This is a genomic window from Streptomyces sp. NPDC048185 (assembly GCF_043202495.1).
Lineage (GTDB): Bacteria > Actinomycetota > Actinomycetes > Streptomycetales > Streptomycetaceae > Streptomyces.
This window is the reverse complement of the sequence record NZ_JBIDAN010000002.1, coordinates 266,807-286,264: the sequence shown is the minus strand read 5'-3', so window position 1 is coordinate 286,264 and position 19,458 is coordinate 266,807. Positions and strand designations below refer to the sequence as shown.

Below are 19,458 nucleotides of genomic sequence, written 5' to 3'. Positions count from 1 at the left end.
TCGACCGTTCCGCGAGTGCCGGCCGCCACCGTGACGGCGGTCAGCACCGTGAGAAGGGAACGCGCGTCCGGCATGCACCGGGTCCAGCCCGATCCGGTCATCGAACGCGGTGGTTCTCCATGGGATTCGCGCGTGTCCAGGACCGGTCACCGTGGGTGGCACCTCCCGCCGGCCGGACGGGCCGGTGCGGTGCCCCTGTCTCCGATGCCACTCGACGTACCAGCCTGAGAAGGATGTGGTCAGCCATGTCGGAAGAGCAGTTCTCCAAAGCCCTGGACGCGGAGGCGCCCCTATTCGTCCCGGCCGGGGAAGTGGGCGTACATCGGCAGTCCCTCTGGCCTGCCGAGGCCGTCATGTACGGGATGGGCTCCCCACCGCACGGAGGTGTCCATGACAGCAGTACTTACCCGGGCCGACACGGGAGCGCGGCACGGCACCTGCTCGGCGGGCTCGGCGGGGAGGACCGCGAGCGGGTGGTGAGCGGGGACGCGGCCGGGCACTGCCGGCGCCCGGCCGTGGTGGACGGGGCGTGACCGTGGATCTGGGACTGCGGGACCGGACGGTCCTGGTCACCGGCGGCAGCGGAGGGATCGGACGGGAACTGGTCAGGGCTTTCGCCGCCGAGGGAGCCAGGGTCGCGTTCACCTATCACACCGACCGGCGCATCGCCGAGGACCTCGAGCGGGAAGGGGAGGGCCGTGTCCTGGCCGTACCCCACCGCATGGGCGAGGACGGCGGTGCCGACGATGTCGTGCGAGCGGTGAACCGCTGGGGCGGACCGATCCAGGTGCTGGTGAACAACGCGCTGTTCCAGCCTGCGGCCCCGGCACTCGACATCGGTGAACTCGACGCCGTGCCCTGGCGCGAGGTGCTGCGTCTGAACATCGAGACTGCCGTGGAGTTCTCGTCCTGCGCCCTCCGGCAGATGCGCGAGACCGGATGGGGTCGCATCGTCCAGGTGTCCAGCAGCCTGGTCGCCCAGGGCAAGAAGGGATTCGAGTTCTACGGCGCGGCCAAGGCAGCGCTGCACGGATTCAACCGGTCCCTGGCCTTCTCGGCCGGTGACGCCGACATCCTGTGCAACGTGGTCGTACTCGGTCTGACACGCACCGAGAACAACGTCACCAAGCCTTGGTTCCCGGAGTATCGAGACGAGTTCGTCGCCCTCTCTCCGCGGGGCCGTCTCGTCGATGCGGCGGACGTGGCCACCATGGTGGTCGTCCTCGGCTCGGTCGCCAACCAAGTCATGAACGGTCAGGACGTGCACGTGAGCGGTGGCGCAGTGGTCCGCTGACCGACAGTTGAGAGGTGGAGCATGGATCTCGGGATCAAGAACAAGGTGGCTCTCGTCACCGGCGGTTCGGGCATCGGCGTCGGTTCGCACACCTGCCGGACGCTGGCCGCCGAGGGCGCCCGGGTGGCCGTTGCCTACCGCACCAATGAGGCGGCGGCGAAGGATCTGGTGGACGACATCGAACGGGCAGGCGGTCAGGCCATGGCGGTGGCCTACGACCTGCACTCCCCACAGGTGATCGACGAGTGTGTCGACGCCGTCGTAGCGGCGTGGGGGGCCGTGGACATTCTGGTGGCCAACGCCATGTCCTCGCCGGCGCCGTTGGCCACGACCCCTTTCGCGTCCCTGCCGAGGGACGACATTCGGCGGCGCGTTCGCACCGACCTGGAGTCGACGCTCTTCACGCTGCAGCGCGTCGTCCCCCTGATGGCGGCTGCGGGCTGGGGACGGGTGGTACTCGTGTCCTCACTGGGGTGCGAGCGCGGGTGGGCGGGCGACGTGCCGTTCGAGGCCGCGGCCGGCGCGACCAAGGCGGCTCTGCATGGCGTCGCCAGGAGTCTCGGCGTGGAGTTCGGCCGGGGTGGTGTGCTGACCAACGTGGTGACGCCGGGAGGAATCCTCAACGAACAGCTGGAGAGGGTCCTGACCAAGGAGAGACTGAAGGTTCTGCAGTCGCGCATCGCGTCGGGACGCTTCAGCACACCTCAGGATGTGGCGAGCTGCATCGCCTACCTGGTTTCTGCGGCCAACGGCAACATCTGCGGGGAGAACGTGCACGTCGACGGCGGTGCGTAGTCTGAGCGGCGTACCCGGCGTACCCGGCGTACCCGGCGTACCCGGCGTACCCGGCGGGCCCCGTGGGCACCACGTCACCGGGGCCCGCCGCGCGTGATCGACGACGTTCTCGTTCGGTCAGCCGTTGCAGCCCGCGCCGGCCCAGGTCTCCAGAACCTCCGCCGCCTGGACCACGCCGGGCTCCCCGCTCACACCGCGGGCCACCTGCACCGCCCGACGCGCCAGCTCGGGGTTGTCGAAGCACTCATCGATCGACGCCGCGAACTTCGAGGCGGAGAGCCCGGCCAGCGGGACCGGGGACGGTGCCACGCCCAGCTCCGTGAGCCGCTGTGCGAAGTAGGGCTGGTCGACAAGAGCCGGCACGGACATCTGCGGGATACCGGCGCGCAAGGCCTGCGATACGGTCCCGATACCGGCATGGTGGATCACGCACGATGCCCGGGGAAAGAGCCAGCGGTGGTCCACCTCATCGACGTGGAAGACGTCGGGAGGCAACTCCTCTCCGTGAGTGGAACCAACGAAGATCATGCGTCGGCCGGCCTTCCGCACCGCTTCCCATGCCATCCGCAGCACACCGTACCGTCGGTGCAGCGGCCACAGGCTCCCCATGGTGAAGACCACCGGCGGTGACCCGTCCTCGACGAAGGCGCGAAGGTCGGCCGACGGCTTCCAGGTCATGCGGTCCCAGTGCCAGAAGCCGGTCATGTGGCAGTTGGCCGGCCAATCGGCGGGCGGCGGGACGAGGCTGGGGCTGAAGGGGTAGAGGATCGGGTTCTTCTCGCCCATCGCCCTCAGCGGCGAGCGCGGGCCCAGCGGTCGGAGCCCCCTGTTGCGCCGGATCTCGTTCACGGGCCCACGCGCACAGTGCCATTCCCACTGTCGGCGTGCCAGGTGGGTGAGCCGGTTGTACCGGGGGCCGAGCGGAAGCGAGGGTGCGCCGAAGGCAGGAAAGACCTTCGTACTCGACTGAGGGATCAGGCACACAGCGGCCCAGGGGGCGGGGTCCTCGACGAGCAGGTGGTACGGACGGGTCAGTACGGAGTTGACGACGAGGTCGGCCCCCTCGCAGGCGGACTGCAGCAGCCGGAGGAGCTCGTGACGGTCCTGCAGAGTGTGCTGAGGGAGCACGCTGAGCGCACGGGACAGGCGGACCGCGGAGGCCGTGCGCCCGACCCGGGCAGCCAGCCGCTCCTCGCTCAGGGACTTCCACGCCCTTCCCGGTAGGTATTCTCCGGGATCTCCGGGCAGCGGTATCAATTCCAGTCCGGCTTCGTGCACGACGTCGGCGTAAACGGACGGTGCTGCGATACGGACCGTATGGCCGCGAGATTTCAACTCGTTCCCCAGGGTCACGAAAGGTTGCGTATCTCCGCGGGATCCAAGTGTTGTCAACGTGACGCGCATTGTTTGATCCAACCCCCGTACCAGTGCTCGTGTCGGGAACGCGGTCAGGCTACACCAGACTCCTGATCACTCATGCGGGTTCCGCGAGTTCTGAGTAACGTGACTCGATACGGGTGCCATTACATTTCTCGCAAAGATCTTACGTTCTTCCGCGGTGGAGTGTGCAGAGATTTGACGTCCGATGTCTAGCGTGCTTGATGTCAGGGACCGCAGCCACCTCGGCGTCCGTCGGCGTGGCTCTTCACCAAGGCAGGTGGGCAGCTTGTTCGCTCGGCTTCTCGGGCCACTGACGGTGGGCACGGGCAAGCGGGAGTCGGCGCCGACGTCCAACAGGGAGAAACAGATGCTGGCGCTGCTCCTCCTCAATCTTCCCCACGTGACGTCGACCGGCTTGATCATCGACGAACTCTGGACAGAGAACCCACCCAAGACTGCGATGACAACCCTGCAGACCTACATCCTGCACTTGCGCAAATTCCTGGCGGAAACGATGGGGGTGTCCGCCAGGACGGTAGCAAAGGAATACCTGGTGCACCGATCGGGGGGATACGTATTCGTGGCCTCCCAGGTGGACCTCGACGTGGAGGAATTCCGAGCTCTCGAACGGCGGGCGCACATGGAAGTGGACCTGGACGACTACCAGGGGGCGGTCAGGACAGCGGAGAGTGCGTTGTCACTGTGGCATGGACAGGCGCTGATGGACGTGCAGGCTGGACAGTACATACAGGCCGAGATACACGGTCTGGAACAAGCACGACTGTCGCTGATCGAGGAAAAGATCGAGGCCGAAATGGTGCTCGGCAGGGACCGGAAGGTGTTGGGGGAACTGTCCACGCTGGTGACGCGCTACCCACTCCACGAGGGTCTCAACTCCAGTTACATCCGCGCCCTCGCCAACTCGGGGTACCGCACCCGTGCCCTCGAGGTGTACCAGGACCTGCGCGCCGTGATGGTGGACCAGATCGGTCTCGAGCCGTCAGCGGAACTGCGGGAGCTTCACGAGGCGATACTCACCGACAGACTGCCGAGGGCCCGGACCGAGCGCCGGCGAGGCGAACTCCTGCGCCACCCGGCGTGACCCATGGGGGCGTTCGTCCAGCGGCCCGCCGTCGTACGCATCCGGCAGGTCATGAACGGACCCGTCCCGTCGCGAGCGGCGCCGTCAGCCTGCTCGACCCGGCGCCGCATGCGGTGGCAGGACGCATTCCACCGTGGCCTGCGCCTCTCGACGCTGACGACCGCCGAGCGTCATCCTTCCCCGCCGTCGCGGCCGGATGACCCTTGCCGCTGGACCGCATCGCCGTCCACGGCATCCGACTCCCCAGGCTCTCGAACCCATCGGCTCCATGGCCGTCGCGGCCGAGGAGCCCAGGTCCTCATCGGCAGCAACGACAAACAGCGACCGTCCGGCAAACGAAGGGGCACAAGAGATGAACGCGATGTCCGCCGCCCTCCGCCTGTCCACACGACCCTCTCGATGGCGGAGACCGGCCGCGAACGCGGTGTCGACGGCCGCGCTGGCTCTGGCCGTCCTGACCCCCACGACGGCCCACGCCGCCCAGGCGGCCAACTGCTCGTCCGGTGCATTGTGCCTGTACTCCGGACAGAACTTCGACGGTGAACGCCTGTCCCTTTCCTCGCTGAACAGCAGCGGGACCTGTATCAGCCTCGTCGACCACGGCTGGGCCGGCCGGGTCGAATCCGCAGCCAACACACATTCCGCCAGTGCGGTTCTTTTCCCGAACGACTACTGCCTGGGATCCCCGTACCGCGTCGACGCGGGAGCAAGCGTGGCTGACCTCGGCGCCTTCGTCCCGCTGAGCGCCTGGGTGCCCGGCCGGACGAACTGACCGGCAGCCAAGGCTCACGCAGCCCCGAACGGGACCGACACGTCCGGCGCTCTCGCAGGGAGCCCGCCACATCCTCGACCAAGGAAACAGCGTTGACTCAGTCCACCGGTATCGCATTCGTGGGATGCGGCTATGTGGCCGACTTCTACATGGCAACCCTTCCGAACTATCCGGAGCTTCGGCTCCGAGGTGTCCATGACCTGAACGACGACCGGACCACCATCTTCTCGAAGCATCACGGCGTGCCGGTGTACGCCTCGTACGAGGAACTGCTGCGTGACGAATCCGTGGAGATTGTCGTGAATCTCACCAATCCGCGCAGCCATTACGAGGTTTCCCGCAGAGCTCTGGAGGCGGGCAAACACGTCTACTCGGAGAAGCCCTTCGCCGAGAATCTGACGCGGGCCCGGGAACTGGTGGAGTCGGCCGAGCGGCGAGGACTCGTCCTCTCCTCGGCGCCCTGTTCGCTGCTGGGCGAGACGGCCCAGACCATGTGGCAGGCGCTCCGGTACGACGCCATCGGCCGGCCTCGCCTCGTCTACGCGGAACTCGACGACGGAGCGGTCCACCAGATGCCCTACCGCACCTGGATCAGCGCCTCGGGAGCCGCCTGGCCGTACCTCGACGAGTTCCGGGTCGGCCCCACGCTGGAGCACGCGGGGTACTACCTGACATGGCTCACCGCGTTCTTCGGGCCGGCCGCGGAGGTGGTGAGCTTCTCCCGGCTGCTGCAGCCCGAGAAACTGGGCGATCCGCAGCCCCACGCTTTCGCGCCCGACTTCACCTCGGCATGCATCACGTTCCACTCCGGGGTGGTGGCTCGTCTGACGTGCAGCACCGTGGCCCCGGAGAATCACTCGCTCCAGATCGTCGGTGACGAGGGAGTGCTGTCCACATCGGAATGCTGGGACTACGGTGCCGATGTGCACCTGCGCAGGCGGGTGACCGGTGTCGAATCGGCGCATCACTATCTGACGAACCCGGAAGTCGTTCCTCCCGCACGGCCCGCCGACTACCGTTTCCGGTACCAGGACACCCATGACATGGATTTCGCACGCGGAATAGCCGACGTTGGCGAAGCAGTGCGCAAGGGTGGCACCCCGGCACTGTCGGCCCGGCATGCTCTGCACGTCCTGGAAATCGTCTCGGCCATCGCCGACCCGCCCACCGACGGCTCCACGGAGATCACCTCCAAGTTCGATCAGCTGGAGCCGATGCCATGGGCCCAACAACGGTAGTGCCCAGCTCAGTCAGGACCAGAGACGGAGGGAAGATGGCTTCTCCAGCCCCTGCGACGTTCGTCATGCCGCACTATGCGGACTCCGCCAAGGCGGGCGTCTATCTCGACCAGACCATGCAGAGCCTGTACGCACAGACGGATGCGGACTGGCAGGTGGTCGTCATCGACGACGCGTCCCCGGATCCACGAGACCGCGAGCGGCTGCGAAAGCTGCAGGACAGGGACCCCGAGCGGGTCTTCCTCATCGAGCAGGACGCCAACCACGGCCAGGGTTGCTGCCGCAACGTGGGCGTGCGATGGGCCCATGAGCACGGATCGCCCTTCGTCCTGTTCCAGGACGCGGACGATCTCGCCCATCCGCGGCGGCTGGAAGCAACCAGGCAGACCTTCGTCGAACGTCCCGAAGTGGACTTCGTGTACTCGACCTTCTCCGTCATCGACGAGGACGGCAGTACGGTTGCGCACAGTCGTCTCACGCCCTCGCTTCAGGAAATCCTCGACTCGCACCGGGAAGATCCGGTCGAGGGCCCCCGCGTATGGATCCGCATGGGCGTGGACACCGGTTACACCACGCTGACGTCGACGGTCGCGGTCCGCACGGAGCTGGCCGTCATCAGTCCCTTCCCGCACGTACGCGCATCCGAGGACGCGCACGCCTGGTTCCGCATGTCCGCGGCGGGCACGTCCGTCGCCTACCTGCCGTCTGTTCCGTGCCAGTACCGCGTACCGCAGGACTCGAGGGGGTCGTCCGACCGCGACCGCATCGGCGCCGACTACTACCGGCGCAAGGCCGAGGTCGACACCGACGGGTTCTTCGAAGCGATCTCCATATCCCTGGAACGGCGAACCATCGAGCCCGATGAGGTGAACGGTCTCAAGGATGCCTTCTTCCGGCGGCTGGCCCTCACCATGGAGAAGGAAGGACAGGAGTCCCTGGCTCAGGAGATCCTGGGCATGATCGACTACCTCGGCGTTCGCTGAACGGCCGACCACCTCATGACACAGCACTCGTTGTCGCCGTCCGGCCGGCTGAGATCAGCGCGCCGCTCCGTCGCCGGCTACTTCTTCGTCAATGGCGTCGCCGTCTCCTCCTGGGTCGCCCGCATCCCAGACGTCAAGGAGAGACTGGACCTTGGCGACGGCCTTCTGGGAGCCGCCCTGCTGGTCGCCGCTGCCGGCACCGTGGCAGGGCTCGCAACCGTCGGACGGTATATCGACCGGATCGGCGCCGACCGTGTCAGCACGGTGGCATCCGTCGCCGTCGCCCTTGGACTCATCGGTCCCGGACTGGCACCGAATCTGGCCCTTCTCATGGTCAGCCTGCTGATTTTCGGCCTGGCGGGCGGCGCGTACAACGTGTCGATGAACGCGCAGGCCGTGGCAGTGGACCGTGCCTACGAACGCCAGATCATCACCTCCTTCCACGCCGTATACAGCATCGGCGCCCTCATCGGAGCCGCGGCGGGAAGCCTGATGGCCCACCTGGGCGTCGACCCCGCCGTGTCCCTTCCTGTCCTGGCCGGTGTGTCGGCGGTCGGCGCCTGGCTGTGCGGCCGCGGTCCGCACCTCGCCGCCACCGCACGGCCCGCACCGGTCGACCACGAGCCGGGCACGAGGACGTCCGACAGCCGTTTGCTGCTCCTCGGCGCCTGCTGCTTCGCCTGCCTGCTCGCCGAGGGGGCGATCGCCGACTGGAGCGGCGTCTACCTGAGAGAAGACGTCGGTCTGTCGGCGGCCTCCGCACCCACGGGCTACATGGCCTTCTCCGTCGCCATGGCGACCGGCCGACTCGTCGCCGACCGAGTGGCGATGTCCGTCGGCGCCATGCGACTGGTCACCTGCTCGGCCCTCGTTGCGAGCGGAGGGCTGGCAGCGGGACTGTTCAGCGGGCTGGGCCCGGTGGCACTCACCGGGTTCGCGATGTTCGGAGCGGGGCTCTCGTGTCTGATGCCGCAGATGTTCAAGGCAGTGGGAGACACCTTCCCGGACGGCACGGGCAAAGCGGTGGCTTCTGTCGCAACCCTCGGTTACGCGGGTCTGCTCAGCGGCCCACCGGTCATCGGGCTACTGGCACACGCGCTGGGGCTGCGCCTGGCACTGGGCCTGCTCGTGACACTCATGCTCGCGGTCGCCGCTGCTTCCAGAGTCATCGCCCAATGGTCGTCCTCCCCGGAGCCGGAACCGAATCGGCGGCCTGCGAACCGGGGACAGCGTGCCGCTCCGTGAATGGTGATCAGGGTGGTCCCGCCGACGGCGAGGACCACGCCGCCGGCCGGCCCGAGCCCCGTCCACCAGGAAGGGTCTTCGGCGGGCGGTGATCCGGTGTTCTGACTTTATCCCGCTGCTGGTGGCCGGCACCCGCCGCATCACCCTCGTCCAGGCCCGCCTGGCCCGGCTCCTGGCGCCGCTCGCCGGCGTGCGTGTGGTCGAGCCGCCGTACGAGGCCGTGCCGTTGCGGGAGGCGATGTGGTGGCACCCCGTGCACACCCACGACGCGGCCCACATCTGGCTCCGGGAGACGGCCGCCCGCGTCGGCAGACGCATGACCGAGGAGCTTCCGAACGACGGATCCACCGGGTGACCGCCCACCGCGACGGCCCGTGCCGGGCCGGTGTCGCCGCTCGTCGACCGGGCGTCAGCGGGCCTGCACGTCGCCGCGGGTGGAGGAGGCGACGGTGTCGCGGTGGGCGAAGTCGCCCGGGGGGATGCCGGGGTGGTGGCCGGGCAGCGGCTCCGGCGCGGTCGCGGCAGGGCCGAGGGTGAGGCGCGAGACGATGCGGTAGCGGTCGCCGCGGTACAGCGAGTGGACGTACTCGACCGGCCGGCCGGCCGTGTCCGAGGTCAGCCGCTCGACCAGGAGGGCGGGGGAGAGTTCGGGCACGTCCAGCACCTCGGCCTCCGCCCGGGTCACCACGGTCGGCTCGATGGTCTGGGTCGCTTCGCGGACGTGAACGTCGTGGTGCTCGCGCAGGTGCTCGTACAGATCGCCGCTCTCCAGCTCCTGCGCGGAGAGTCCGGGCACCAGATCGGCGCGGATGTGAAGGTGCTCGATGGCCATCGGGGCGCCGTCGACGAGTCGCAGCCGGGCCACGTAGACGATCCGGGCGGCGGGGGAGAGGCGCAGCTTGCGGCCGACGCGCGCGCCCGCCTGGATGGTCGTGAACTCCAGGAGCCGACTGGACCAGGCGCCCTGCGCGCGGGGCACCTCGAGCCCCTGCTCGGGCGAGACCAGCTCCTGGGTGATCTTCTCGGGTGCGACGAACATGCCGCGTCCGTGTTCGCGGACCAGAACGCCCGCCGCGACGAGTTCGTCGACGGCCGCGCGCAGAGTGGGGCGTGACACGCCCAGGTCCGCACAGAGGGTTCGCTCGGAGGGGATCGGGTCGCCGGGGCGCTGGGACTCGACGAGCTGCAGGAGATGATCGCGGACCCGCTCCCGCTTCAGCACCGCCCCCGACGAGCGCCGGCCGACCGTAGCCCCTGCCGTTCCGTTCGCGTCGCTCGCGTCCGTGGTCACCGCCCGCCCCCTCATGCCGTACGACCAGTTGCCTGACCAGTTGACCACGAAGACGCGGAGATCGACAACAAATCCGGTAACTGCCCTGCATTGCTAAGGGGGTTGACGGGGTCATTGGTCTATGCCAGCTTTCTCCCTCACCAGAGGTCACCTGACCAGTTAGGTGCTGGTCAGGTCCGGCTCCCAGAGGTGAACCGTGAAGCTCCGTTTGCTCACCGGCGTGTCCGCGCTCGTCGCGGTCGCCGGGCTCAGCGCCTGCAGTTCGTCCGGCTCCGGCGACGGGGGATCCACGGGCGGGGGCCGGACCGCGATCGACGTGTGGCTGATGCGCGACAGCGTCTCGGAGGCCTTCCAGAAGGACTTCGAGAAGAACTTCGAGGCCGCGCACCGGGACATCGACGTACGGATCCAGATCCAGGAGTGGGAAGGCATCGGTGAGAAGGTCACCGCCGCGCTGGCCGGCAACGACGCCCCCGATGTCATCGAGACCGGCAACACGCAGGTCGCCCGGTTCGCCCAGAGCGGCGGCCTGCTCGACCTGAGCGACAAGGTCGGCGAGCTCGGCGGCGACGCCTGGATCGAGGGCCTCGCCGAGCCGGGCGCCTGGGAGGGCAAGCAGTACGGCATCCCGTACTACGCGGCCAACCGCGTGGTCGTCTACCGCAAGGACCTCTTCGCGAACGCCGGCGTCGACGCCACGCGGATCAAGACCCGCGACCAGTGGATCGCCGCCACGAAGAAGCTCGACAAGGGCTCCCAGCAGGGTATCTACCTGCCCGGGCAGAACTGGTACGCCTACGCGGGCTTCGTCTGGGACGAGGGCGGCGATCTCGCCACCGAATCGGACGGCACGTGGAAGGGCGCCCTCGACACACCGGAGGCCCTGCGCGCCATGGCCTTCTACAAGGAGCTCCAGGCCCTGGGCAACGGGCCGAAGGACTCCGACGAGGCGCAGCCGCCGCAGGCCGAGGTGATGGCCAAGGGGCAGACGGCGCAGATCATCAGCACACCCGGAGGGGCCAACGTCGTCGCCCAGATCAATCCGGAGCTGAAGGACGAGCTCGGCTTCTTCCCGATCCCGGGGAAGACGGCCGGCACCCCGGGCGCCGTCTTCACCGGCGGATCCGACCTCGTGATCCCGGTGGCGTCGCAGCACCACGACGCCGCGTTCACCTTCGTCAAGGAGCTGACCGGCGACACGTGGCAGAAGAAGCTCGCCGTCGCGATGAGCTACGTGCCGAACAAGACCACGCTCGCCGGCGCGGTCGCCGCCGACCCCGGCGCCTCCGCGATGGCGGTCGGCGCGGCCGTCGGCCACGCCACCCCGAACACCCCGGGCTGGGCGGCGGTCGAGGCCAGGAATCCCATCAAGGACTACCTGACCGCCGTCCTCACCGGCGGCGACCCGGAGCGCGAGGCCGCCGAGGCCTCCGACGCCATCACCGATGCCATGAAGTCCGGCTCCTGACCCCGCCATCGCCCACCTCCGCCCCCCCCCTGCGCCCACCTGCGCCCACCGAGAGGAGTGCGCCGTGACGATCGTCCGCGACCCGATGGTGTCCCGGCCGCCGGCCCGCCCGCCCCGGCGTACCCGGGGCGCCGCCCGCCGCGCCACCATGTCCGGCGTCTGGCCGTACCTGCTGGTGGCGCCGGCGGTGCTCGGCATGCTGTACCTGCTCGTCTATCCGCTCGCACGGGCCGTCCTGATCTCCTTCCAGGACTTCGGGCTGCGCCAGCTGATCCTCGGCGACGCGCGCTTCACCGGCCTCGACAACTACACGACGCTCCTGTCCGACCCGCGCTTCTGGTCCGTGGTGCGGCGCACCTTCCTCTTCATGGCCGTCAACGTCACTCTGATCATGGTGCTGTCGACGTCGGTCGCACTGATGGTGGAGCGGCTCGGCCGGTTCGGCCGCACGGCCGTGCTCAGCGCGCTCGTACTGACCTGGGCCATGCCGGTGGTCGCGGCCACCACCGTCTTCCAGTGGCTCTTCCACTCCGAGTTCGGGATCGTCAACCACACCCTCACCGGCCTCGGCTTCGACGGCTTCGACGGCTATCCGTGGCTGGCGCACGGCGGAGCGGCGTTCGCCATCCTGGTCGCCCTCGTGGTCTGGCAGTCGGTCCCGTTCGCGGCGATCACCCTCTATTCGGCGCTCACCACCGTGCCGGCCGAACTCCACGAGGCCGCACGCATCGACGGCGCGTCCGGATGGCGGGTCTTCCGCTCGATCACCCTCCCGATCGTGCGACCGATCTTCATGCTCGTGCTCTCCCTCGAAGTCATCTGGACGTTCAAGGCCTTCGTGCAGATCTGGGTGATGACCCGCGGCGGCCCGGGTGACTCCACGACGATCCTGCCCGTGTACGCGGTGCAGACCGCTCTCGCCCAGCAGCGCTACGACCTCGGCTCGGCGGCCTCGATGCTGACCGTGCTGCTCATGTCCGGGGTGCTCGTCGCCTGGTTCCGTCAGATGTTCCGGCAGGAGAACGAGCTGTGACGCCCCCTCGCGCCCTGCGCCGCCTGCCGCTGAACCTCGCCGCCACCGTGACGGTCGTCGTCTGCCTGTTCCCGGTCTACTGGATGGTCACCACCGCCTTCACACCGTCGCGCGACATCCAGTCCGACAGTCCCCGGCCGCTGCCCCGGAGCTGGACCCTCGACCACTTCGAACGGGCCGTCGAGGCGGACGGGTTCGGCCTGTTCTGGCGCAACAGCGTCCTCGTGACGCTCGGCGCGGTCGTGCTCGCGCTGATCGTCGCGCTCGGCGCGTCGTTCGCGGTGGCCAGGATGCGCTGGCGCGGACGCAGGCAGTTCATGCTCATGGTGTTCGTCGCGCAGATGGCACCGTGGGAGTCCCTGATCATCCCCGTGTACATCATCTCCCGTGACACCGGGATGCTCGACCGGCTGCCGACCCTCACCCTCGTCTACTTCATGATGACGCTGCCGTTCACCGTCGTCGTGCTGCGCGGCTTCATCGCCACGATCCCGGCGGAGCTGGAGGAGTCGGCGCAGGTCGACGGATGCACCCGGCTCGGTGCGTTCCGGCACGTGGCCTTCCCGCTGCTCGCGCCCGGCCTGATGGCGACGTCGCTGTTCGGCTACATCACGGCGTGGAACGAGTTCGCCTACGCCAACTTCCTGATCATCAAGCAACAGGACCACCGGACGCTGCCGGTGTGGCTGTCCTCGTTCCACAACACGTTCGGCACCGACTGGGGCGCCACGATGGCCGCCTCCACGCTCTTCGCGCTGCCCGCCCTGGTGATCTTCCTGCTGCTGCAACGACACGTGGCATCGGGGTTCGCCGCCGGCGCCGTCAAGGGCTGAGCACGCCCGTCCCCCGCTCCCCACGGCCCGTACCGGAGGTCCGCCGTGCCCGCGTCCCGTCCCGCCCTCGTGCCCGCGCCCACCCAGCACACCCACCGCCCGGGCCACTTCACCTTCACCCCGGACACCACGGTCCGCGTCACGCCCGGCGCCGAGCCCGCCGCCACCCTGCTGCGCACCCTCCTCGCACCCGCCACGGGACTCCGGCTGCGCCCCGCTCCCGACGGGCGGGTCCTCCTCGCACTCGACCCCGGGCTCGTCGGTCTCGGCGCGGAGGGCTACGGCCTGACGGTCTCGCCCGACGCCGTGCTCCTGCGGGCCGCCCGCCTCACCGGGCTGCTGCGCGGCATCCAGACGATCCGACAGTTGCTCCCCGCCGAGGCCCTGGCGGGACGGGCCCGGCCAGGCGTGCCCTGGCGGATGCCCTGCGCCGAGATCACGGATGTGCCGCGCCGTGCCTGGCGTGGCTTCATGCTCGACGTGGCACGCCACTTCCAGCCCGCGCCGTTCCTGCGCCGCTACGTCGACCTGCTCGCCCTGCACAAGCTCAACGTGCTGCACCTGCACCTCACCGACGACCAGGGGTGGCGGCTTCCGGTCGCCGACTACCCCCTGCTGACCGAGGTGGGCGGACGGCGTGCGCAGTCGATGGTGGGCCCCGCCGGGTCCGACGTCTTCGACGGGGTGCCGCACGAAGGGTCCTACACGGAGCGGCAGTTGCGGGATCTCGTCGCCTACGCCGCCGCACGTGGCGTCACCGTGGTGCCCGAGGTGGAGATGCCCGGACACGCCCGGGCAGCCCTCGCCGCCTATCCGGAACTCGGCACCGTCCCGGGCCGCCGGCTCGACGTGTGGACCCGCTGGGGCGTGTGCGACACGGTCTTCGGCGTCCACGAGCCCGTCCTCGACTTCTGCCGCACCGTCCTCGACACGGTCCTGGACCTCTTCCCCTCCCCGCACGTCCACGTCGGCGGCGACGAATGCCCGACGACCGAATGGGCCGCGAGCCCCGAGGCACGGGCACGCGTCGCGGCGGAAGGCCTGTCCGGCGCGGGGGACCTGCGCAGCTGGTTCCTCGGCCGGGTCGGTGCCCATCTGCTGGAGCGCGGCCGGACCCCCGTCGCGTGGGCGGAGACGGGGGAGGGGCTGCCGCCGGACTTCACGGTCATGACCTGGCGGGACCCGGAACACGTCCGGACCGCGCTCGAACGCGGCCACCGGGTCGTCAGCAGCCACCACGGGGCCACCTATCTCGACTACGCCCAGTCCGCCTCCCCGGCCGAACCGCCGGCCCAGCCCGGCACCGTCGTCGGACTGCGGACCGTCCACGACCACGACCCACCCGACGATCCCTCCCTGCGAGGCGAACTCCTCGGGGTGCAGGCCCAGTTGTGGACCGAGTTCGCGCCCACCGCGGACCACGTCGACTACCTGGCCTTTCCCCGGCTCGCCGCCCTCGCCGACCGGGCGTGGCACGGCGCCTCGCCCTGGCCGCAGGCCCGTGCACGCCTCGTCGCGCACGGCACCAGGCTCGCCGCCCTCGGTGTGCGGCACGGGCCGTTCGATCCGTACGTCCCCGTCCCTCGCAGTTCCGTCCCCCACCGTTCCGGAGAGGAATCGAGATGAATCCCGTGCGAACGACCTCCCGCAGGGCGCTCACCAGGGCGGCCCGCTGTGCCCTCGTCGCCCTGATGGGCTCCGCGTCCCTCGCCGCGCTGCCCGTCGCCGAGGCCGGCGCCGCCTCGGGCGCCGTGTCGGTGCAGTACCACACCGGATCCACCGGCAGCGACCAGGCCGAACCGTGGCTGAAGGTGAAGAACACCGGCACGTCCCCCGTGGCGCTCAGCGGCGTGAAGCTGCGCTACTACTTCAAGGCCGACTCGGCGAGTGCCGGCTACCGTTTCGCCTGCTCCTGGGCGGTGCGCGGCTGTGCCAATGTCACCGGCACCTTCGGTGCCCTCGCCCACCCGACCGCCACCGCCGACCGCTACCTGGAGATCGGCTTCACCTCCGGCGCGGGCTCCCTCGCCCCCGGCGCCGACAGCGGCGACCTCCAGCTCCGCTTCCACCGCGCCGACTGGCAGTCGCTGAACCAGACCGACGACTACTCCTTCGGCGCGGCCCAGAGCGCGTACGCGAGCTGGGCGAAGGTCACCGCCCAACTGGACGGGGCGACGGTCTGGGGCACCGCCCCCGAGGGCAACGATCCGACCGACCCGACCGATCCCACCGACCCGACGGATCCCACCGACCCGCCGGGGAGCGGCGCGACGCTCTTCGACGACTTCAGCTACACGAAGTACGACGACCCGGCCGTCTCGGCCCACGGCTGGAACGTACGCTCCAACCCCGGCGGCCCCGGGGTGCCCGGCGCGACCTGGGCGCCGGAGAACGTGACCTTCTCGTCCTCCGGCGGCAACACCGTGATGAACCTGGAGACCTCGACGTCCGGCACCGGGGCGAGCACCGAGCAGACCGAAGTGCTCACCAAGGCCACGAAGTTCCGCAACGGCACGTACGCGGCGCGCGTCAGGTTCGCCGACGCGCCGAAGAGCGGCCCGGACGGGGACCACCTGGTGCAGACGTTCTTCACCATCAACGACCTCAAGGCGCCGATGGCCGACGACTACGCCGAGTACGACTTCGAGTACCTGCCCAACGGCGGCTGGGGCGAGGCGTCGAACATCCTCTACACGACGTCATGGGAGACCTATGACCCGGACCCGTGGCAGGCCGTGAACCAGCACACGGAGAGCCGGCAGAGCTACGCGGGATGGCACGACCTGATCGTCACGATCGACAACAGCTCGATCCGCTACTACGTCGACGGGCAGCTGTTCGGCACGCACGACGCCGCGTATCTGCCGGAGCGGCCCATGTCGATCAACTTCAACCAGTGGCTGATCGACCTGGCGGGCCAGACGAGCACCGGCCCGCGCGCGTACGACCAGCAGGTCGACTACGTGCTGCACGTGAAGGACCAGGTGCTGACCCCCGCGCAGGTGGCCGCCAAGGTGGCCGCCTACCGCGGCGCGGGCACCGCCTTCGAGGACACGGTCCCCTCGCAGTGAGGTGATCAGCCGACGGGCCAGTCGGGCACCCGGCTCCTGGGCGGTTCCGGTTCCAGGAGCCGGACGTGACCGTTGCGGACGACTCCGCGCCAGGCCCCGCACTCTTTCCCGAGCGCTTCGATGAACTGCTTGAGATTCCGGAGTCCGACCCGCACGAGCACGGTGGGCCGGACCTGATCGACCCGCCGCACCCACGGCATGAACCGCGGGAACGTCTTGAACTGGGTTCACTGGTGGTACGCGGTACGCATCGGTACCGAAACCTCGATCGTTTCCTCGACGCTGTGCACGGCCCACCTGCTCCGGACTCCGTCTCCCGGTCGCGAGGGACGGCGGGAGGCCACGCCTGCCCGCCGTTCCGCCCGCTGCTCGTGTCCGATCGCCGCGGTCCTCAGGACTGGGGCCGCCTCCCGTGGTTGGCGGCGTGCTTGCGGCGCGCCTTCTTCTTCCGACGTCGCTTCGAAGACATGTCGCCCTCCTTCCGGTGCAGGTGGCTGCGTTGCGAGCGCTGCCGTCCCCACCGTTCCACACGACACCCGGAGCCGCGACTCGAGGCGATGCCGGGCACGAACCCGCACCCATCAGCGCCGACGCCGGCCATGCCCTGGAACAGGAACGCGCCACCCTGCAGGCCGAACGCGGCAAGGGCGCGGCGACGCTGCGGGACTCCGACGCGGACGTGGGGGACCGCGCCGACGCGGCCGACGAACTGCAGCGCGCCGACGCGCTCCAGCGGCTGGACTCCCGCATCGCGGACATCACCACCCGCCTCACCCAGGCGGAGGACGCGGGCCCGCCCCCGGCCGACAGGGTGGGCGTCGGCAGCTCGGTCACGGTGCGGTACGGCGACGGCACGGAGCGGACCGTGGAGATCGGCGGGCGTGCCGAGGCCCCGGACCGGGACCTGGTCACGGCGGACAGCCCTCTCGGGTGCGCCCTCCTCGGCCGCCGCCCCGGCGACACGGTCACATACGACACACCGGAAGGACGCGCGACCGCCGCTGTCGTCTCCCCGGGACGCGGCAACGGCCCGTCGGGTACGACCGGCGGGTGACCGGTCGACGTCGGCGTCCTGCGGCGACGGACACCGCCCCCGCCGCGGCCTGGCCCGGCTGCTGCGCGTGCCTACCGCCTGCTCGCCCGGCTGCACGGGCCCCCGCGGCGAACGGGCAGGCATGCCGGGTTCAGCGCGCGACGAGTGTGGGCCTCGCCCCGGCTGCGCCGCCACATCGACGTCGACGCGGGATACGCCGCTTCTCCCTGGGTACCTGAGCCCAGCGGTGCGCCGGCCATGGCTCACCGGGTGTCCGGCCTCGATGCGGTGGGAGAGGGAATGAGGTTGCGTGAGTCGGCCCGGGTCATGGTGTCCCGATGCCCCGCCCAGGTGTTGAGCGGCCGTTACCGAATCGACGGTCTCCTCGGATCGGGCGGGGCCGCCGACGTCCATCGCGGGTTCGACCTGCGGTTGCGGCGACCGGTGGCGGTCAAGGTCTTCCGGCCCGAAGCCGGTGCCGACCTCGGGGACGGCGCGCACAGCGAAGCCGTGATCCTGGCCCGGCTGAACCACCCCGGACTCGTCACCGCCTACGACGCGGGCCGGCACGACGGACGTGTCTTCCTGGTCATGCAACTGATCGAGGGCAGCACGCTGAAGCACCGCATCGCCACGGCCCCCCTGTCTCCCGCGGCGACCGCGGAACTCGGTGCCGGCCTCGCCCAGGCGCTGGCTCACGCCCACGACGAGGGGATCGTCCACCGGGACGTCAAACCGTCCAACATCCTCCTGGACGCTTCCCACCGCCCCTACTTGACCGACTTCGGCATCTCCCGGCTCCTGGACGCCACCACCCGCACGGCCACCGGCGCCCTCACCGGGACGCCCGCCTACCTCTCGCCCGAGCAGGTCCTCGGCCGGCCCGTCGGCCGTCCCGCCGACGTCTACGCGCTCGGCCTCGTCCTCCTCGAATGCCTCACCGGCAGGCTCGAGTACGACGGCGGCCCTCTGGAAGCCGCGATCGCACGACTGCACCGCCCGCCCGTCCTGCCTGAACACGTGCCGGATCAACTGGCGGACGTGCTGAAGAGGATGACGGATCTGGACGAGCTGAACCGTCCGACAGCCCACGACTGCGCCCGCATCCTGGCGGGATCGGTCGAGGGGACCACCCCGGAAACCGGCCCCTCGGCGCTCGTCACGAGTCTGGTCGCCGACCAGGGAGCCTCACAGACGGCTGACCGGACCCACCGCGACGAGTCGTCCGGCGGGGGGCGGACCGCCCGGCGCCCCGTCACGCGCGGTCGCCCCCTCGTGGCCGGCGCGACCGTCGCACTTGCCGCGGTCATGGCCACCGCCTTCGTCGCCACCGATGACTCCGCGTCCCAGGGCGAGTCCCGAACCCGACCCGACGTCACGAGCGCCGCCCCGGAGAGCTCGGGCTCTCCCAGCGGCGCCGCACGGTCCCACCCGCCCGCATCCTCCGCCCCGGCGCAGTCGTCCGACGGCGGCGCCTCCGCCGGCCCGCCTTCCGGCGACGACCTCCGCCCCGCCTCACACGGACCGGACCGCGAACCCGGCGTCGACGCGGCTTCACGCGCTGCCGCCGCGGACACGACGGCGCCGGGGGCGCCACGAGCCACGGACCCGCCCGCCCCTGCGACGAAGGGCACCACGGCGCCCGACACCCCCCGCCCTCCCGGCCGGGCGAAGAAGGCGAAGAAGACGGAGAAGGCGAAGGGGACGGAGAACGCGGAGGAGAGGGACGAGAAGGACGAGAAGGACGAAAAGGCGGAGAAGGAAGAGAAGCCCGAGAAGCCCGAGAAGGAGCAGGAGGAAGTGTCCGAAAGCGCTACCGAAGAACGCTGACCGGACGCGCTCGGCCGGCGAAGTGCTGTGTCGCGGGTGCGCCGGCCCCGGTGGCGGCGAGGGGGGGCGAGCAGGCGCAGACCACTCTCC

17 protein-coding genes and 1 pseudogene are annotated in these 19,458 nt (G+C 69.9%); 15 read left to right on the top strand and 3 right to left on the bottom strand.

The features are described 5' to 3' along the window. Positions 1-529 precede the first annotated feature (529 nt). Both ACGF3H_RS07260 and ACGF3H_RS07255 read left to right on the top strand, forming a co-directional pair. Positions 530-1,294, top strand: a complete 765-nt coding sequence (locus tag ACGF3H_RS07260) for an SDR family oxidoreductase (RefSeq protein WP_362492760.1) — start codon at positions 530-532, stop codon at positions 1,292-1,294. 21 nt (positions 1,295-1,315) lie between these two features. Next, positions 1,316-2,089, top strand: a complete 774-nt coding sequence (locus ACGF3H_RS07255) for an SDR family oxidoreductase (protein ID WP_362492763.1) — start codon at positions 1,316-1,318, stop codon at positions 2,087-2,089. A 117-nt stretch (positions 2,090-2,206) separates the two neighbouring features. On the opposite strand, the gene ACGF3H_RS07250 is transcribed toward ACGF3H_RS07255, so the two are convergent. Beyond that, positions 2,207-3,493 carry a glycosyltransferase gene (locus ACGF3H_RS07250; RefSeq protein WP_362492766.1) on the bottom strand — a complete coding sequence of 429 codons (1,287 nt, stop codon included), beginning with the start codon at positions 3,491-3,493 and terminating at the stop codon, positions 2,207-2,209. A 181-nt stretch (positions 3,494-3,674) separates the two neighbouring features. Here ACGF3H_RS07250 and ACGF3H_RS07245 point away from each other — a divergent pair, with 181 nt between their 5' ends. The 6 genes and pseudogenes from ACGF3H_RS07245 to ACGF3H_RS07220 form a co-directional block, all read left to right on the top strand. Then, positions 3,675-4,571: an AfsR/SARP family transcriptional regulator gene (locus tag ACGF3H_RS07245; RefSeq protein ID WP_362492769.1), complete on the top strand. Its 897-nt coding sequence runs from the start codon at positions 3,675-3,677 to the stop codon at positions 4,569-4,571. Between the two features lie 268 nt (positions 4,572-4,839). Next, positions 4,840-5,343, top strand: a complete 504-nt coding sequence (locus ACGF3H_RS07240; RefSeq protein WP_362492771.1) for a peptidase inhibitor family I36 protein — start codon at positions 4,840-4,842, stop codon at positions 5,341-5,343. A 92-nt stretch (positions 5,344-5,435) separates the two neighbouring features. Further along, the gene (locus tag ACGF3H_RS07235; RefSeq protein WP_362492774.1) at positions 5,436-6,581 is read left to right on the top strand and encodes a Gfo/Idh/MocA family oxidoreductase; all 1,146 of its coding nucleotides are present in this window, start codon (positions 5,436-5,438) and stop codon (positions 6,579-6,581) included. 35 nt (positions 6,582-6,616) lie between these two features. Then, positions 6,617-7,564 carry a glycosyltransferase family A protein gene (locus tag ACGF3H_RS07230; RefSeq protein ID WP_362492776.1) on the top strand — a complete coding sequence of 316 codons (948 nt, stop codon included), beginning with the start codon at positions 6,617-6,619 and terminating at the stop codon, positions 7,562-7,564. 15 nt (positions 7,565-7,579) lie between these two features. Further along, complete coding sequence (locus ACGF3H_RS07225) at positions 7,580-8,809, top strand: MFS transporter (RefSeq protein ID WP_362492778.1); 1,230 nt, start codon at positions 7,580-7,582, stop codon at positions 8,807-8,809. 109 nt (positions 8,810-8,918) lie between these two features. Then, positions 8,919-9,164 (top strand): annotated as a pseudogene (locus tag ACGF3H_RS07220) (LysR family transcriptional regulator); the annotation flags it as partial. 54 nt (positions 9,165-9,218) lie between these two features. Here ACGF3H_RS07220 and ACGF3H_RS07215 read toward each other — a convergent pair. Further along, complete coding sequence (locus tag ACGF3H_RS07215; RefSeq protein WP_362492911.1) at positions 9,219-10,031, bottom strand: GntR family transcriptional regulator; 813 nt, start codon at positions 10,029-10,031, stop codon at positions 9,219-9,221. A 265-nt stretch (positions 10,032-10,296) separates the two neighbouring features. On the opposite strand from ACGF3H_RS07215, the gene ACGF3H_RS07210 reads away from it, so the two are divergent. The 5 genes from ACGF3H_RS07210 (at position 10,297) to ACGF3H_RS07190 (ending at position 16,505) form a co-directional block, all read left to right on the top strand. Beyond that, complete coding sequence (locus ACGF3H_RS07210; RefSeq protein ID WP_362492781.1) at positions 10,297-11,568, top strand: extracellular solute-binding protein; 1,272 nt, start codon at positions 10,297-10,299, stop codon at positions 11,566-11,568. Between the two features lie 85 nt (positions 11,569-11,653). Then, positions 11,654-12,601 carry a carbohydrate ABC transporter permease gene (locus ACGF3H_RS07205; protein ID WP_393590232.1) on the top strand — a complete coding sequence of 316 codons (948 nt, stop codon included), beginning with the start codon at positions 11,654-11,656 and terminating at the stop codon, positions 12,599-12,601. Further along, on the top strand, positions 12,598-13,434 hold the full coding sequence (locus tag ACGF3H_RS07200; RefSeq protein WP_362492785.1) for a carbohydrate ABC transporter permease: 837 nt from the start codon (positions 12,598-12,600) through the stop codon (positions 13,432-13,434). Before ACGF3H_RS07205 ends, ACGF3H_RS07200 begins: the two co-directional genes overlap by 4 nt. A gap of 45 nt (positions 13,435-13,479) precedes the next feature. After that, positions 13,480-15,060 (top strand): beta-N-acetylhexosaminidase, encoded by a 1,581-nt coding sequence (locus ACGF3H_RS07195; protein WP_362492787.1) that lies wholly within the window; start codon positions 13,480-13,482, stop codon positions 15,058-15,060. Between the two features lie 65 nt (positions 15,061-15,125). Continuing rightward, complete coding sequence (locus ACGF3H_RS07190; RefSeq protein ID WP_362492914.1) at positions 15,126-16,505, top strand: cellulose binding domain-containing protein; 1,380 nt, start codon at positions 15,126-15,128, stop codon at positions 16,503-16,505. A gap of 5 nt (positions 16,506-16,510) precedes the next feature. On the opposite strand, the gene ACGF3H_RS07185 is transcribed toward ACGF3H_RS07190, so the two are convergent. Beyond that, complete coding sequence (locus tag ACGF3H_RS07185) at positions 16,511-16,705, bottom strand: hypothetical protein (protein ID WP_362492790.1); 195 nt, start codon at positions 16,703-16,705, stop codon at positions 16,511-16,513. A gap of 308 nt (positions 16,706-17,013) precedes the next feature. Between ACGF3H_RS07185 and ACGF3H_RS07180 the strand changes: the two genes are divergently transcribed. Together ACGF3H_RS07180 and ACGF3H_RS07175 are read left to right on the top strand one after the other, a co-directional pair. Next, complete coding sequence (locus ACGF3H_RS07180) at positions 17,014-17,559, top strand: GreA/GreB family elongation factor (RefSeq protein WP_362492917.1); 546 nt, start codon at positions 17,014-17,016, stop codon at positions 17,557-17,559. A 279-nt stretch (positions 17,560-17,838) separates the two neighbouring features. Further along, entirely contained in the window at positions 17,839-19,368 is a 1,530-nt protein-coding gene (locus ACGF3H_RS07175) for a protein kinase (protein ID WP_362492792.1), read from the top strand. Positions 19,369-19,458 lie beyond the last annotated feature (90 nt).

What these genes read in the sequence shown, in the direction of transcription:
- ACGF3H_RS07225 (WP_362492778.1), top strand. Translation starts at nt 7,580, where the DNA reads ATGACACAGCACTCGTTGTCGCCGTCCGGCCGGCTGAGATCAGCGCGC.
- ACGF3H_RS07205 (WP_393590232.1), top strand. Translation starts at nt 11,654, where the DNA reads ATGGTGTCCCGGCCGCCGGCCCGCCCGCCCCGGCGTACCCGGGGCGCC.
- ACGF3H_RS07175 (WP_362492792.1), top strand. Translation starts at nt 17,839, where the DNA reads ATGAGGTTGCGTGAGTCGGCCCGGGTCATGGTGTCCCGATGCCCCGCC.
- ACGF3H_RS07230 (WP_362492776.1), top strand. Translation starts at nt 6,617, where the DNA reads ATGGCTTCTCCAGCCCCTGCGACGTTCGTCATGCCGCACTATGCGGAC.
- ACGF3H_RS07250 (WP_362492766.1), bottom strand. Translation starts at nt 3,493, where the DNA reads ATGCGCGTCACGTTGACAACACTTGGATCCCGCGGAGATACGCAACCT.
- ACGF3H_RS07240 (WP_362492771.1), top strand. Translation starts at nt 4,840, where the DNA reads ATGGCCGTCGCGGCCGAGGAGCCCAGGTCCTCATCGGCAGCAACGACA.
- ACGF3H_RS07255 (WP_362492763.1), top strand. Translation starts at nt 1,316, where the DNA reads ATGGATCTCGGGATCAAGAACAAGGTGGCTCTCGTCACCGGCGGTTCG.
- ACGF3H_RS07245 (WP_362492769.1), top strand. Translation starts at nt 3,675, where the DNA reads ATGTCTAGCGTGCTTGATGTCAGGGACCGCAGCCACCTCGGCGTCCGT.
- ACGF3H_RS07185 (WP_362492790.1), bottom strand. Translation starts at nt 16,705, where the DNA reads ATGCCGTGGGTGCGGCGGGTCGATCAGGTCCGGCCCACCGTGCTCGTG.
- ACGF3H_RS07190 (WP_362492914.1), top strand. Translation starts at nt 15,126, where the DNA reads ATGGGCTCCGCGTCCCTCGCCGCGCTGCCCGTCGCCGAGGCCGGCGCC.